The 13,261-nt window shown below is 67.2% G+C and carries 11 protein-coding genes, 2 tRNA genes, 1 rRNA gene and 1 pseudogene; 8 read left to right on the plus strand and 7 right to left on the minus strand.

Going from position 1 to position 13,261, the window contains the following annotated elements; genetic code table 11:
* Positions 1 to 30 precede the first annotated feature (30 nt).
* Genes glyS through glyQ form a run of 3 tightly spaced genes read right to left on the minus strand, consistent with a single transcriptional unit; the run spans position 31 to position 3,682 of the window.
* The gene (gene glyS / locus MNQ95_RS07135; protein WP_162410329.1) at positions 31 to 2,118 is read right to left on the minus strand and encodes a glycine--tRNA ligase subunit beta; all 2,088 of its coding nucleotides are present in this window, start codon (positions 2,116 to 2,118) and stop codon (positions 31 to 33) included.
* Entirely contained in the window at positions 2,115 to 2,780 is a 666-nt protein-coding gene (locus MNQ95_RS07140; RefSeq protein WP_238390340.1) for a glutathione S-transferase family protein, read from the minus strand. The genes glyS and MNQ95_RS07140 overlap by 4 nt, the downstream gene beginning before the upstream one ends.
* On the minus strand, positions 2,780 to 3,682 hold the full coding sequence (gene glyQ / locus MNQ95_RS07145) for a glycine--tRNA ligase subunit alpha (protein ID WP_425501335.1): 903 nt from the start codon (positions 3,680 to 3,682) through the stop codon (positions 2,780 to 2,782). Before glyQ ends, MNQ95_RS07140 begins: the two co-directional genes overlap by 1 nt.
* Positions 3,683 to 3,787: 105 nt before the next feature.
* Between glyQ and MNQ95_RS07150 the strand changes: the two genes are divergently transcribed.
* Entirely contained in the window at positions 3,788 to 4,537 is a 750-nt protein-coding gene (locus tag MNQ95_RS07150) for a glutamine amidotransferase (protein WP_238390341.1), read from the plus strand.
* A 107-nt stretch (positions 4,538 to 4,644) separates the two neighbouring features.
* Positions 4,645 to 5,532 carry a BPSS1780 family membrane protein gene (locus tag MNQ95_RS07155; RefSeq protein ID WP_162410332.1) on the plus strand — a complete coding sequence of 296 codons (888 nt, stop codon included), beginning with the start codon at positions 4,645 to 4,647 and terminating at the stop codon, positions 5,530 to 5,532.
* A 7-nt stretch (positions 5,533 to 5,539) separates the two neighbouring features.
* Here the strand turns inward: MNQ95_RS07155 and tatC are convergent, their stop codons facing one another.
* From tatC to MNQ95_RS07175, 4 genes and pseudogenes are all read right to left on the minus strand, one after another.
* Entirely contained in the window at positions 5,540 to 6,295 is a 756-nt protein-coding gene (tatC, locus tag MNQ95_RS07160) for a twin-arginine translocase subunit TatC (RefSeq protein ID WP_162410333.1), read from the minus strand.
* A gap of 159 nt (positions 6,296 to 6,454) precedes the next feature.
* Positions 6,455 to 6,668, minus strand: a pseudogene (gene tatB, locus MNQ95_RS07165) (Sec-independent protein translocase protein TatB); the annotation flags it as partial.
* A 21-nt stretch (positions 6,669 to 6,689) separates the two neighbouring features.
* A complete protein-coding gene (tatA, locus tag MNQ95_RS07170) occupies positions 6,690 to 6,911 on the minus strand; it encodes a Sec-independent protein translocase subunit TatA (RefSeq protein WP_162410335.1) in 222 nt (73 codons plus the stop codon).
* A 48-nt stretch (positions 6,912 to 6,959) separates the two neighbouring features.
* Positions 6,960 to 7,844: a lipid-binding SYLF domain-containing protein gene (locus tag MNQ95_RS07175; protein WP_162410336.1), complete on the minus strand. Its 885-nt coding sequence runs from the start codon at positions 7,842 to 7,844 to the stop codon at positions 6,960 to 6,962.
* Positions 7,845 to 7,996: 152 nt separating this feature from the next.
* On the opposite strand from MNQ95_RS07175, the gene hemH reads away from it, so the two are divergent.
* The 6 genes from hemH to MNQ95_RS07205 all read left to right on the plus strand — a co-directional run bounded on the left by hemH (position 7,997) and on the right by MNQ95_RS07205 (position 13,246).
* The gene (gene hemH, locus MNQ95_RS07180; protein WP_241954236.1) at positions 7,997 to 8,959 is read left to right on the plus strand and encodes a ferrochelatase; all 963 of its coding nucleotides are present in this window, start codon (positions 7,997 to 7,999) and stop codon (positions 8,957 to 8,959) included.
* Positions 8,956 to 9,807 carry an alpha/beta fold hydrolase gene (locus tag MNQ95_RS07185; RefSeq protein ID WP_241954237.1) on the plus strand — a complete coding sequence of 284 codons (852 nt, stop codon included), beginning with the start codon at positions 8,956 to 8,958 and terminating at the stop codon, positions 9,805 to 9,807. Before hemH ends, MNQ95_RS07185 begins: the two co-directional genes overlap by 4 nt.
* 73 nt (positions 9,808 to 9,880) lie before the next feature.
* A complete protein-coding gene (locus MNQ95_RS07190; protein WP_241954238.1) occupies positions 9,881 to 10,849 on the plus strand; it encodes a siroheme synthase in 969 nt (322 codons plus the stop codon).
* 591 nt (positions 10,850 to 11,440) lie between these two features.
* Positions 11,441 to 12,985 (plus strand): 16S ribosomal RNA (locus MNQ95_RS07195).
* 90 nt (positions 12,986 to 13,075) lie between these two features.
* Positions 13,076 to 13,151, plus strand: a tRNA-Ala gene (locus MNQ95_RS07200).
* 18 nt (positions 13,152 to 13,169) lie between these two features.
* A tRNA-Ile gene (locus MNQ95_RS07205) sits at positions 13,170 to 13,246 on the plus strand.
* Positions 13,247 to 13,261 lie beyond the last annotated feature (15 nt).

Genomic DNA, 13,261 nt, shown 5'->3' on the forward strand with positions numbered 1-13,261 from the left:
TCCGTTAGCCCGCCTTCATGCGAAACGCGATCAGGCCGACAGGTGCCCGATCACCGCAACCGCGCCGAAGCGGTCGGCCAGCCGCTTGAGCAGGGCCAGGCGGTTGCCGCGGATCGCCGGATCGTCGGCATTGACCATCACCTGGTCGAAGAAGGCGTCCACCTGCGGCCGCACCAGCGCCAGCCGGTTCAGCACGCGCACGTAATCGTGCTGGTGCAGGGCAGCGGTGGTGTCGTCCAGCGCGGCTTCGACGGCCTCGCCGAGCGCGCGCTCGGCCGGTTCGCTGAACAACGCCGGATCCTCCATCGCCGGGATCGCGATGTCGGCCTTCTTCAGGATGTTGCCGATGCGCTTGTTGGCCGCGGCCAGCGCCTCGGCCTCCGGCAGCGTGGCGAAGGTGCCGATCGCATCGATGCGGGTATCGAAGTCGTACAGCGACGCCGGCTTCAGTTCGGCCACCGCGTTGAAGTGCGCGCCCGGCACGCCCCTGTCGGCGTAGTAGCCGCGCAGGCGGTCGAGGATGAAGTCGTAGAGCTCGCTCGAATCGGCCGGGGCGGTGGCGCCATCCTTGCCCGCCGGCAGCGGGCCGATGCCGGCGATCGCGTGTTCGACCAGCGCCTTGATCGAGAGGTCGAACCCGCTCTCGATCACCGTCCGCGCCAGACCCAGCGCATTGCGCCGCAACGCGAACGGATCCTTGTTGCCCGTTGGCTTCAGGCCCGCGGTGAAGCCGCCCGCCAAGGTGTCCAGGCGCTCGGCAATGGCCAGCACCTTGCCCAGCGGCGACAGGGCGATGTCGTCGCCGGCGAAGCGCGGCTGGTAGGCCTCGTCGATGGCCAGGGCGACTTCCGATGGTTCACCCGCGGCCAGCGCGTAGTGGCGGCCGGCAATGCCCTGCAACTCCGGGAATTCGTTGACCATGCGCGACTGCAGGTCGTTCTTCGCCAGTTCCGCCGCACGGCGCGCCTGCGCCGGATCGGCGCCGACTTGCGCGGCGATGGCCTCGGCCAGCGCGGCCACGCGCGCGACCTTGTCGGCCACCGAGCCCAGCTTGGCCTGGTAGGTGACCGTCTTCAGCCCCTCGCCCATCGACACCAGGCCCTGCTTGAGGTCTTCGTCGAAGAAGAACTTGGCGTCGGCGAAGCGCGGACGGATCACCCGCTCGTAGCCCTTGCGCACCTCGGCCACGTCGCGCGACTCGATGTTGGCGATGCCGATGAAGTGCTCGGTCAGCTTGCCGCCGTCGCTCAGCACCGGGAAGAACTTCTGGTTGACCTCCATCGTCTCGATCAGCGCTTCCTGCGGCACGGCCAGGAACGCGGACTCGAAGCTGCACAATACGGCCGCCGGCCACTCGGTCAGGCAGACGACCTGCTCGAGGTTGTCGTCGGTGACGCGCGCTTGGCCACCGGCCTGGCGCGCGGCGCCCTCGACCTCGGCGACGATGCGGGCGCGGCGCTCGGCAGGATCGACCAGCACGCGCGCGGCGCGCAGCGCATCGATGTAGTCGCCGGGCTGGCCGATCCACACCGGCTTGTCGTGCTCGAAGCGATGGCCGCGGCTCATGCGGTCGGACGTGACCCCGAGCACCTGCGCATTGACCACCTCCGCGCCCAGCAGCAGCACCAGCCAGTGCACCGGCCGGGCGAAGGCGTAGTCATGGTCGCCCCAGCGCATCGGCTTGGGGATCGGCATCGCCGCAAGCGCTTCGGCGACGATTTCCGGCAGCAGCGCCGCGGTATTCGCGCCCGGCTTCACCGCGCGGTGCACGAAGCGCTCGCCCTTGGCGTCACTGGTGCGCTCCAGCGCGGTCCAGTCGATGCCGGCCTTGGCGGCGAAACCTTCCAGCGCCTTGGTCGGCTTGCCTTCGGCGTCGAGCGCGATGTTCAGGTACGGGCCCAGCACTTCGCTGCGCTGTTCGGGCTGCTCGTCCGCTACCGCCGGCAGCAGCACGGCGAGCCGGCGCGGGGTGTACAGCGGCCGTGCATCGTTGGCGTCGAAACCGATGCCGCGTTTCTCCAGCGCTGCGACCACGCCGTCGAAGAACGCCTGCGCGAGCCCGGGGAGCGCCTTGACCGGCAGCTCTTCGGTGCCCAGTTCGATCAGCAGCGGCTTCATGCGTTGGATTCCTTGGTGCCTTTCGGTTGCGGGGTGAAGAACGGTGCGTAATGGGCGCGGAAAACATCGAGCGCCTCGCAGCGGGCCACGTGCGTGGAAAGCGCGGGCCAACGCGCCAGGTCGACCGGCAGCGACTGCCCGGCGTAGGTGGCGTGGCAGGCCACGGTGATGTCGGCCAGGGTCATCGCCTCGCCGGCGAGCCAGCGACCGCCGCGTGCCGCGCAGGCGGCATCGAGCGCGGCCAGCGCGCCTTCGACCTGGGTCCGGCCACGCTCCAGCAGCGCGGCCGAGCGGTGTTCCTGCGGATGGAAGATGCGCTCGAGCACGCCGGCCACGCAGCGGTCGGCGGCGCCGCTGGCCAGGCCGATCAGGCGCATCGCCTCGCGCCGCCCGGCGCCGCCGGCCGGCAGCAGGCTGTCGCCACCGGGCTCGTGTTCCAGCCAGTCGAGGATCGCCGCCGATTCGGTCAGTACCTCGCCGTCTTCGAGCACCAGCACCGGCACCCGCCCGAGCGGGCTGTACTCGCGGATCCGGTCGAAGTCGGCGCCGACCGACCAGTCGCGATGCTCGAATGCCCGGCCGAGCAGGGCCAGTGCGATCGCCACGCGCCGGGTGAACGGCGAGTCGTACATGCCGATCAGGATCATCGTCCCGCCGGACATCAGGCCGCGCCCTCGCGCTTCAGGCCGGGGAAGCCCAGCTTCTCGCGCTGCGCGTGGTAGGCCTCGGCCACCGCCTGGGCCAGCCTGCGCACGCGCAGGATGTAGCGCTGGCGTTCGGTGACGGAGATCGCGCGGCGCGCGTCGAGCAGGTTGAAGCTGTGGCTGGCCTTGGTCACCTGCTCGTAGGCCGGCAGCGGCAAGCCCGCCTCGACCAGCTTCAGCGCCTCGGCCTCGCAGGCGTCGAAGCGGTGGAACATCTCGGCCACGTCGGCATGCTCGAAGTTGTAGGTGCTCTGCTCGACTTCGTTCTGGTGGTAGACGTCGCCGTAGGTGACCACGCCCTGCGGCCCGACCGTCCAGACCAGGTCGTAGACGTTGTCCACGTTCTGCAGGTACATGCACAGCCGCTCGAGGCCGTAGGTGATCTCGCCCAGCACCGGCCGGCATTCCATGCCGCCGGCCTGCTGGAAGTAGGTGAACTGGGTCACCTCCATGCCGTTGAGCCACACTTCCCAGCCCAGGCCCCAGGCGCCGAGGGTCGGCGATTCCCAGTTGTCCTCGACGAAGCGCAGGTCATGCACGCGCGGATCGATGCCCAGCGCCTTCAACGACCCCAGGTATAGCTCCTGGATGTTGTCCGGGTTGGGCTTCATCACCACCTGGTACTGGTAGTAACGCTGCAGCCGGTTGGGATTCTCGCCATAACGGCCGTCGGTGGGTCGCCGCGAAGGCTGCACGTAGGCCGCGTTCCACGGCTCCGGCCCGAGCGCGCGCAGGAAGGTGGCCGGATGGAAGGTGCCGGCGCCGACTTCCAGGTCGAGGGGCTGGATCAGCACGCAGCCCTGCTCGGCCCAGTAAGCGTTCAACGCCTGGATCAATCCCTGGAAGGTCGGACCTGTCATCGGCATTTATTGCGCTGCGGAAAAGCGGGCTAGTATAGGGCGCAGCCCCGCCCCATGCGGGTTTGCGCCGTTTCAACCGCTACTTTTCCGCTGGTCCGCCTGCCCGTGAACGCCGTCCGCCGCGCGCCCTTCCTGATCGTCGAAACCGGCCAGCCGGTGGACAGCCTCAAGCGCTATGGCCGCTTTCCGCACTGGATCCGGGTCGCGGCCGGGCTGCCGGCGCACGAGGTGATCGAGGTCAACGCCGAACGGGGCGACGCGTTGCCGGTTGCCACCGGCCTTGCGGGAGTGATCGTCAGCGGCTCGGCCGCCTTCGTCACCGACCGCGCCGAGTGGAGCGAGCGCACGGCCGGCTGGATGCGCGAGGCGGTCCAGCAGGGCACGCCTTTGCTGGGCATCTGCTACGGCCACCAGTTGCTGGCGCACGCGCTGGGCGGGGAGGTCGACTACAACCCGGCCGGGCGCGAGTCGGGCACGGTGTTCATCGACCTGCATCCGCCGGCGTTCGAGGATCCGCTGTTCGCGGCGATGCCGGCCCGGTTCGCCGCCCATGCGACCCACCTGCAGACGGTGCTGCGGCCGCCTGAGGGCGCCACCGTGCTGGCCCGTTCCGAACAGGACGGCTGCCATGCGTTCCGCTGGGGCGAGCAGGCGTGGGGGGTGCAGTTCCACCCCGAGTTCGCCACCCACCACATGCGCGGCTACGTCAACGCGCGCGCCGACTGCCTGCGCAACCATGGCCGCTGCCCGCGCACGGTCGCCCGCGAGGTCAGCGCGGCGCCGCAGGCGCGCCAGTTGCTGCGCCGCTTCGTCCAGCACGCGCGCGGAACCCCCGGACGCGCGGGCCGAGTCTGAACCTGGCCGCGGCGGCACTGCTGCGGCGCACGCGCTTCGCCCATAATCGGCACGAAACCGCTACGAAATCACCGCGTACCCGATCCGGGGCGCCCAACAGGAACGGGATGGACACGATACGCAGGCTGCCGGCTTCGGACGGCGCGGAATGGTTGCTGGGCGGCTTCACCCTGCTGCGCCGCGCGCCGGTGGCGCTGGGCGCGCTGGGTGCGCTGTGGGGATTGCTGGCCTCGGTCGTGGTCACCGTCGGTCTCGCGGTGCCGGCATTGGCCACGATCCTGCAGCTGCTGGTCGCATTGGCCGGCCCGGTGCTGTTCGCAGGCCTGCTGTGGGCGGTGCGCGAGGTCGCGCACGACCGCCCTCCGCATCCGGCGCACCTGTTGCAGGGCGTGCACGAAGGTCGGGTACCGCAGTTGCTGGCGACCCTGCTGCCGCAGGTCGCCGCCGGCCTGTTGCTGGGCGTACTTTTGCTGGTGCTGGTCGGCCCGCAGGAACTGCAGCACCTGGCCCAGGTCAGCCAGGAGCTCAACACGCTCGCCCAGTCCGGCCAGCAGGCGACGCCCGAGCAGGTCGAGGCGCTGGTTGCCGGCCTGCCCGCGGGCCGCATCCTGCTGTGGCTGCTGCTGGGCCTGGCCGCCGCGGTGGCCGTGGCCCTGACCGTATTCGTATCGGTGCCGCGGATCCTGTTCGACCGTCGCGACGGCCTGCAGGCGATGGGCGACAGCCTGCGCGCCTGCGTGCACAACCTGCCGGCACTGGCGGTGTTCCTGCTGTTGACCCTGGTGGCGATGTTCGCCATCTACTTCGGCGTGCTGCTGGTGACCCTGGTGGTGCAGCTGGTCGCCGGGCCGTTCGTCGCGATGTGGGTCGCGCAGCTGCTGCTGATGGCGGTGCTGATGCCGTTGCTGGCTGGTGCGGTCTACACCGCCTGGATCAGGCTGTTCGGCGAAGAAGCGCCCGCCGGCACGGCCACCAGCGGCCAGCTGGCGGCCTGAGGCGCACTCAGGACGAAGGCGCGTCCGATGGCTTGGGCGCGACCAGCCGCGAGGCGAGGATGCCCGCCTCGTACAGCAGGCACATCGGGATCGCCAGCAGCAGTTGCGAGACCACGTCGGGCGGGGTGATCAGCGCGGCCAGGATGAAGATGCCCACCACCGCGTAGCCGCGCCCCTCGCGCAGCTGTTCGGGCGTGACCCAGCCGAGCAGGACCAGGATCACCAGCGCCACCGGCAGCTGGAAGCTGGCGCCGAAGGCCAGGAAGATCACCAGGACGAAATCCAGGTAGGCGTTGATGTCGGTCATCATCGCCACGCCCTCGGGCTTGATCGCGGTGAGGAAGCCGAATACCGACGGCAGCACCACGAAGTACGCGAACGCGCAGCCGGCGTAGAACAGCACCACCGCCGAGCCCAGCAACGGCATCGCCAGTCGCTTCTCACGCTGGTACAGGCCCGGGGCCACGAATGCCCAGGCCTGGTACAGCAGCCAAGGCGCAGTCACCACCAGGGCGACGAAGAACGCCAGCTTGAGCGGAGTGAAGAACGGCGAGGCCACCTGCACGGCGATCAGCTGGCCGCCCTCGGGCAGCTTGTCCAGCAAAGGTGCGGCCAGCCACGCGTAAAGCTTGTTGGCGAAAGGCAGCAGCGCCAGCAGCACGACCACCAGCCCGGCCAGCGCGCGCAGCAGTCGCGTACGCAGCTCGAGCAGGTGGTCGAGCAGGCTGCTCTCGCTGTCCGCTTCAGGGCCGGCGGGATTCATCGCTTCCCTCCTGCGGTGGTGTCGCAGGCGCGTCCGGGGTTTGCGGCCGATCCTCGACCTCGCGCCGGACGGCGTCCAGTTGCTTGCCCGCCGCGTCGAGTTCGCCCTGCAGCTGGGACTGGGCCTGTCCGAATTCGTCCTGCAGGCGCGTCTGTGCCTGCTTCAGCGCGGCCTGGGTGTCCTGCATGCGGCGCTTCAGCTCTTCAGCTTCCAGTTCGCGCTCGAGTTCGGACTTGACCGAATACCACTGCGCGCGTGCGCGACGCACCCACAGCCCGGCGAAGCGGGCCGCCTTGGGCAGCCGCTCCGGACCGAGGACCACGAGCGCGACCACCGCGATCAGCAGCAGTTCGCCGAAACCGATATCGAACATCCGCGCGCGACCGACGCGGAATCAGTGTTCGGCGCGATCGCGCTCGGACTGTTCCTTCGACTCGGCGCTGCGCTCGTTGCCGAGCTGGCCGGCCGGCTTTTCGTCCGGGTCGCGCATGCCTTCCTTGAAGCCCTTGACCGCTTCGCCAAGGTCCTTGCCGGCATTGCGCAGGCGCTTGGTGCCAAACACCAGCAGCACCACTACCAGCACGATGATCCAATGCCAGATGCTCAGGCCGCCCATGGCACGCTCACAGATTCAGAGGAACAGGGCCACAGGATAGCGCAGCACTCAGGGCAGTGGTTCGGTCCGTGTGCCGGAGTCTTCGATCGGCTCGAAACCCTGCGTCGGCGCGGGACCACTGGCCGGAGCCGCAGTGCCGGGCGCGGCGGGAGCCGGCGCGGTTCCGACGGTCTGCACCTGGGCCGGGGCGTGCGAAACGACCGGCGCTGCGCCGGCGACCGGAGCCGAGCCGCCGGAACGGGCCACGCGCGCGCTGTGGGTCGCCTCCTCGAGCTGGTCGCGGAACGCCACCACCGCACTGGGTGGAGTGACCTGCGAGCGCCCCTCGAACACCATGCGCGGGGTCGTGGTGGCGCCATATACCTGCGCCTGCGCGTCGCGGTCGATCTGCAGCACCGCGCCGTCCAGGGAGACACCGGCAAACAGGCCGCGCGCGCGCGACCAGGACCAGATCTCGGACTTCAGCTGGCCGTCGGTGGCGGCGGCGGCATTGCGGCCTACCGGGCCGGCGGCCACGCCGGCATCGGCGCCCAAGGTGAACTTGCCGTTGACGATGTCGTCCAGGCTGCGGTCGTTGCGGAATACCAGCACGACATCGGAGGACTGCACGCCGGCCTGGAAGCCGATGCTGCCGCCGGTCAGGGTCACGAACACCGGGTTGGACCAGGTGCCGTCGGCGCTTTTCACCGACATCAGCCCGTGGCCGCGGCGCCCGCCGAGCACCAGGCCGGCCTTGATCGTGTCCGGGACGACCACGATCCCGCGCGCCTCGTCGAGCAGCTTGTCCGGGATCGACTGCTCGGGGATCTGCTGGATCTCGGCGAGGACCCGCACGGCATTGCGCGCGCGTTCCTCTTCGGTGGGCGCGGCGAGCGCATGCCCGGCAGCGAACAGGACGGCCAGCGAGAACAGGAATTTCGGCAGGCGCGACATGCGGAGGGCTCCGGAACGTAAGTGCGGGCGGGCCGCGGATGGGTCGAAATTAATGAAGATTCAATGAATCGTGCATGAGGCCCCCCGTCGCGTACGCGCGGGCACATGCGCGTCGCGGCGCGACGACGCATCCGCTCTGTCAGAATGCCGGCATGTCCGACGCCATCGATACCGCGCTGGTCGCGGTCAACCTCGGCACCCCCGAAGCGCCCACCGCGCCGGCGGTGCGCCGTTACCTGGCCGAATTCCTCGGCGACCCCCGCGTGGTCTCGATTCCGCCGCTGCTGTGGAAACCCCTCCTGCACGGGCTGATCCTGCCGCTGCGCGGGCCGCGTTCGGCAGCCAACTACGCCAAGGTTTGGATGGACGAGGGCTCGCCCCTGCTCGTCCACACCCTGCGGCTGGCGGCTGCCCTGCAGCAGCGCCTGCCGGACTGGCATGTGCGCCCGGCCATGCGCTACGGCACCCCTGCCCTGCGCGCGACGCTTCGCGAACTGCGTGCTGCGGGTGCGCGCCGCCTCGTGATCCTGCCGCTCTACCCGCAGTACTCCACCACCACTACCGCTTCGGTCGCCGACGTCGTCGCCGAAGAGACCCAGGGCATGGACGTGACCCTGATCGAGGATTACTCGGTCGATGCGGGCTGGGTGGCCGCGGTCGCCGATTCGATTCGCCGCTACCGGCATCAGCATGGCAGCGGCTCTCACCTGCTGTTTTCTTTCCATGGCCTGCCGCAACGGGTGGCCGACGTGGGCGATCCGTATCCGCAGCGCTGCCGGGACAGCGCGCATGCGATCGCCGCCGCGCTTGGGCTGGACACCACCCAGTGGTCGCTTGCGTACCAGTCCCGGTTCGGTCGCGAGCGCTGGCTGGAACCGTCCACTATCCAGGCGCTGGACCGCCTGGCCAGCAGCGGCGAACGCCAGGTGGATGTGGTCTGCCCGGGATTTGCCGTGGATTGCCTCGAGACCCTGGAGGAAGTGGCCCTGGGCCTGGCCGAGCACTTCCAGGCCAAGGGTGGTCGCCTTGCCTATATCCCCTGTCTCAATGACGCACCGACCCACGCCGACGCACTGGCCCACCTGGCGAGTTGCGCGGTCGGGCGAGAGGCATGACGCCGGATGACATCGCCCTCCCGGTAGCCTGGGGCGAACTGGCGGGTTTGCGGGTTGCGCGTCCGGGCCGGCCCCGGGTGATCGCCCTGCACGGCTGGCTGGACAACGCCGCCAGCTTCCTGCCGCTGCTCCCGCACCTGCCCGACCTCGACCTGCTGCTGCTCGACCTGCCGGGCCATGGCCACAGCGCGCACCTGCCGGTGGGTGCCGAGTACGGCTTGACCACCCATCTATATGCAGTGCTGGATGCGGCCGATGCGCTGGGGTGGGAGAGTTTCACCCTGCTGGGCCACTCCATGGGTGCTGCGATCGCCACGCTGGTCGCCGCGGCGGTCCCGTCGCGGGTCGAGCGGCTTGCACTCATCGAGACCCTCGGACCGCTGGCCGAGCCGGTCGAAACCACCGCCGCGCGCCTGCAGCAGGCCGTCGCGGTGGCCCGCGCCCGGCCTGCAGGTGCTGCACTGCGTGTATTTGCGGATCTTGCCGTGGCGGTGCGCGCGCGCATGCAAGCCAGCCAGCTCGACGAGGCCAATGCGCGCCTGCTGGTCGAGCGGGGCACTCGTCCAGTGGAGGGCGGCCGTGTCTGGCGCAGTGATCCTCGCCTGACCCGCCCGGCGGCCAGCCGATTGACCGAATCGCAGGTCGCGGCGCTCCTTTCGGCGATCACCTGCCCTGTCCGGCTTCTGTATGCCGACCCGGCCCAACCCTACTTTCCCGAACCGGTCCGCCAGGCGCGCCTGGCCGCCGTGCGCCACGCGGAGCTGAGCGTGGTGCCGGGCGGACATCATCTACATATGGACCAGCCCGCAGTCGTGGCGGCTTGCTACCGGGACTTCCTGGCGCCCTGACCCCGGGCCGCCGCGCCATCGACAATCCTCACCCCAGCGGGGACGATGCGGAATCGCATGAGGGGGCTGTGGCATGGCGCTGTACCCGTTGTTTGCCGACCTGGGTGGTCGCGAGGTACTGGTGGTCGGCGGGGGCGAAGTGGCCGCGCGCAAGGTCGCTGCCCTGCTCAAGGCAGGCGCGCTCGTGCGCCTGCATGCCCATGCGGTCCTGCACCCGGACATCGCCGAGGCGCTGTCCATGGGCCGCATCATCCGCTTGGGCGGCGATTTCGACCCGGCCTGGCTCGATGCCGTCTGGCTTGCGGTGGCGGCCACCGATGACCCGGCGTTCAATGCGGGCCTGGCCGCCGAAGCGGGCCGCCGCAGGCGCTTTGTAAACGTGGTCGACGATGCCGTGCTGTCCACCTTCCAGGTCCCGGCGGTGGTCGATCGTGCGCCCCTGGTGGTGGCGATCTCCTCCGGCGGGGCGGCTCCGATGCTTGCACGCCGTATCCGCGAGCAGCTGGAAATCGCACTCGGTCCTGCGTTGGGCGTGCTCGCGGCGCAGTTCGCGGCGCATCGGGAACGCATCCGCGCGCAGATGCCGGACCTGGCCGCGCGCCGTCGCTGGTTCGAGCGCATGCTGGACGGACGCATGGAGCACGAATACGAGCGCGGAGGCCCTGTCGCGCTCGAAGCGGCTTTCGTCGCGGAAGTGGAGCGGGCGCCTGACCTGGAGCGGATGAAAGGCGTTGTCGCGCTGGTCGAAGCCAGCGAGGCGCCCGACCTCTATACATTGCGCGCGCTGCGCGCCCTGAACGAAGCGGACGTGATCGTCCTGGCCGAAGATATCGAAGAAGCCGCGCTGGAGCCGGCACGCCGGGATGCGCAGCGCATCCGCTCCCGCGGAAATGCACTGGAGTGTGTCCTGGAGGCGGCGGCCTCGGGCGCCCGGATCGTCTTCATGCACCGGCTTCCAGTCGATAAAGCAGCGCGCGCAAGCATCTCGGCCAGCTGCCATCAGGCCGGAATCGCCTGTCGAGTTATCCCGGCTGCCGTCTAAGCGAAAAAAATTGCGCAATGGGCTTCCCATTCCTGGGGCGGCCGTGCACAATGCGCGCCCCGCTACTCGCTGACCTCCTTCGGGAATCAACGACGGCGGGGCCGGAAACAAAAACCCTCGAAAAAGGTGTTGCAGTTCTCCGGAAGCCCCCTATAATGGGCGGCTCCCTCGGCGGAAACGAATCGAAAGATTCGCAGCCAACGAGGACGGAAACGAAAAGACCCCTTCACGGGGTGTTGACGGATCCAAAACGAGTCGGCACAATGTGCGGCTCACCTCAACGGAAGCGGTTCGCCGCCAAGCTGAGGAGAAGATGAAAAACCCGCGACGCGGTGTTGACATCTTCAAAACGAGCCGGCACAATGTGCGGCTCACCTCGACGGAAACGTCGGGACACGGATGAAGGCGCTGAGGCCGATTCCGACGCTCTTTGAAAGTGTGCGCAGGTAACTTGTGCGGACGCCTGCAGGAAGGATGACTGTCCATCTTGCAGACGTTTTAACAGCAACAAGTCAAATGCTTTATAGCAAGCGATACGTAGCTGGGTAGAACTTCTGCATCTGAAAGTATTGACCTTCGGGTCTGTAATTTTAAGTGAAGAGTTTGATCCTGGCTCAGAGTGAACGCTGGCGGTAGGCCTAACACATGCAAGTCGAACGGCAGCACAGGAGAGCTTGCTCTCTGGGTGGCGAGTGGCGGACGGGTGAGGAATACATCGGAATCTACTCTGTCGTGGGGGATAACGTAGGGAAACTTACGCTAATACCGCATACGACCTACGGGTGAAAGTGGGGGACCGCAAGGCCTCACGCGATTGAATGAGCCGATGTCGGATTAGCTAGTTGGCGGGGTAAAGGCCCACCAAGGCGACGATCCGTAGCTGGTCTGAGAGGATGATCAGCCACACTGGAACTGAGACACGGTCCAGACTCCTACGGGAGGCAGCAGTGGGGAATATTGGACAATGGGCGCAAGCCTGATCCAGCCATACCGCGTGGGTGAAGAAGGCCTTCGGGTTGTAAAGCCCTTTTGTTGGGAAAGAAATCCTATTGATTAATACTCGGTAGGGATGACGGTACCCAAAGAATAAGCACCGGCTAACTTCGTGCCAGCAGCCGCGGTAATACGAAGGGTGCAAGCGTTACTCGGAATTACTGGGCGTAAAGCGTGCGTAGGTGGTTGTTTAAGTCTGTCGTGAAAGCCCTGGGCTCAACCTGGGAATTGCGATGGATACTGGGCGACTAGAGTGTGGTAGAGGGTGGCGGAATTCCCGGTGTAGCAGTGAAATGCGTAGAGATCGGGAGGAACATCCGTGGCGAAGGCGGCCACCTGGGCCAACACTGACACTGAGGCACGAAAGCGTGGGGAGCAAACAGGATTAGATACCCTGGTAGTCCACGCCCTAAACGATGCGAACTGGATGTTGGGTTCAACTTGGAACCCAGTATCGAAGCTAACGCGTTAAGTTCGCCGCCTGGGGAGTACGGTCGCAAGACTGAAACTCAAAGGAATTGACGGGGGCCCGCACAAGCGGTGGAGTATGTGGTTTAATTCGATGCAACGCGAAGAACCTTACCTGGTCTTGACATCCACGGAACTTTCCAGAGATGGATTGGTGCCTTCGGGAACCGTGAGACAGGTGCTGCATGGCTGTCGTCAGCTCGTGTCGTGAGATGTTGGGTTAAGTCCCGCAACGAGCGCAACCCTTGTCCTTAGTTGCCAGCACGTAATGGTGGGAACTCTAAGGAGACCGCCGGTGACAAACCGGAGGAAGGTGGGGATGACGTCAAGTCATCATGGCCCTTACGACCAGGGCTACACACGTACTACAATGGTGGGGACAGAGGGCTGCAATCCCGCGAGGGTGAGCCAATCCCAGAAACCCCATCTCAGTCCGGATCGGAGTCTGCAACTCGACTCCGTGAAGTCGGAATCGCTAGTAATCGCAGATCAGCATTGCTGCGGTGAATACGTTCCCGGGCCTTGTACACACCGCCCGTCACACCATGGGAGTTTGTTGCACCAGAAGCAGGTAGCTTAACCTTCGGGAGGGCGCTTGCCACGGTGTGGCCGATGACTGGGGTGAAGTCGTAACAAGGTAGCCGTATCGGAAGGTGCGGCTGGATCACCTCCTTTTGAGCACGACAGCATCGTCCTGTCGGGCGTCCTCACAAGTCACCTGCATTCAGAGTTCCTGGTCCTGACGGACTGGGGAAGTCCCTTTTAGGGGCCTTAGCTCAGCTGGGAGAGCACCTGCTTTGCAAGCAGGGGGTCGTCGGTTCGATCCCGACAGGCTCCACCATATTGAGTATCGACTTTTGGGTCTGTAGCTCAGGTGGTTAGAGCGCACCCCTGATAAGGGTGAGGTCGGTGGTTCGAGTCCTCCCAGACCCACCACTCTGAATGACAAGC

The sequence above is a fragment of the Pseudoxanthomonas daejeonensis genome (assembly GCF_022637495.1).
GTDB lineage: Bacteria > Pseudomonadota > Gammaproteobacteria > Xanthomonadales > Xanthomonadaceae > Pseudoxanthomonas > Pseudoxanthomonas daejeonensis.

What these genes read in the sequence shown, in the direction of transcription:
- MNQ95_RS07175 (WP_162410336.1), bottom strand. Translation starts at nt 7,844, where the DNA reads ATGTCGCGCCTGCCGAAATTCCTGTTCTCGCTGGCCGTCCTGTTCGCT.
- MNQ95_RS07185 (WP_241954237.1), top strand. Translation starts at nt 8,956, where the DNA reads ATGACGCCGGATGACATCGCCCTCCCGGTAGCCTGGGGCGAACTGGCG.
- glyS (WP_162410329.1), bottom strand. Translation starts at nt 2,118, where the DNA reads ATGAAGCCGCTGCTGATCGAACTGGGCACCGAAGAGCTGCCGGTCAAG.
- glyQ (WP_425501335.1), bottom strand. Translation starts at nt 3,682, where the DNA reads ATGACAGGTCCGACCTTCCAGGGATTGATCCAGGCGTTGAACGCTTAC.
- MNQ95_RS07155 (WP_162410332.1), top strand. Translation starts at nt 4,645, where the DNA reads ATGGACACGATACGCAGGCTGCCGGCTTCGGACGGCGCGGAATGGTTG.
- MNQ95_RS07140 (WP_238390340.1), bottom strand. Translation starts at nt 2,780, where the DNA reads ATGTCCGGCGGGACGATGATCCTGATCGGCATGTACGACTCGCCGTTC.
- MNQ95_RS07190 (WP_241954238.1), top strand. Translation starts at nt 9,881, where the DNA reads ATGGCGCTGTACCCGTTGTTTGCCGACCTGGGTGGTCGCGAGGTACTG.
- tatA (WP_162410335.1), bottom strand. Translation starts at nt 6,911, where the DNA reads ATGGGCGGCCTGAGCATCTGGCATTGGATCATCGTGCTGGTAGTGGTG.
- hemH (WP_241954236.1), top strand. Translation starts at nt 7,997, where the DNA reads ATGTCCGACGCCATCGATACCGCGCTGGTCGCGGTCAACCTCGGCACC.
- tatC (WP_162410333.1), bottom strand. Translation starts at nt 6,295, where the DNA reads ATGAATCCCGCCGGCCCTGAAGCGGACAGCGAGAGCAGCCTGCTCGAC.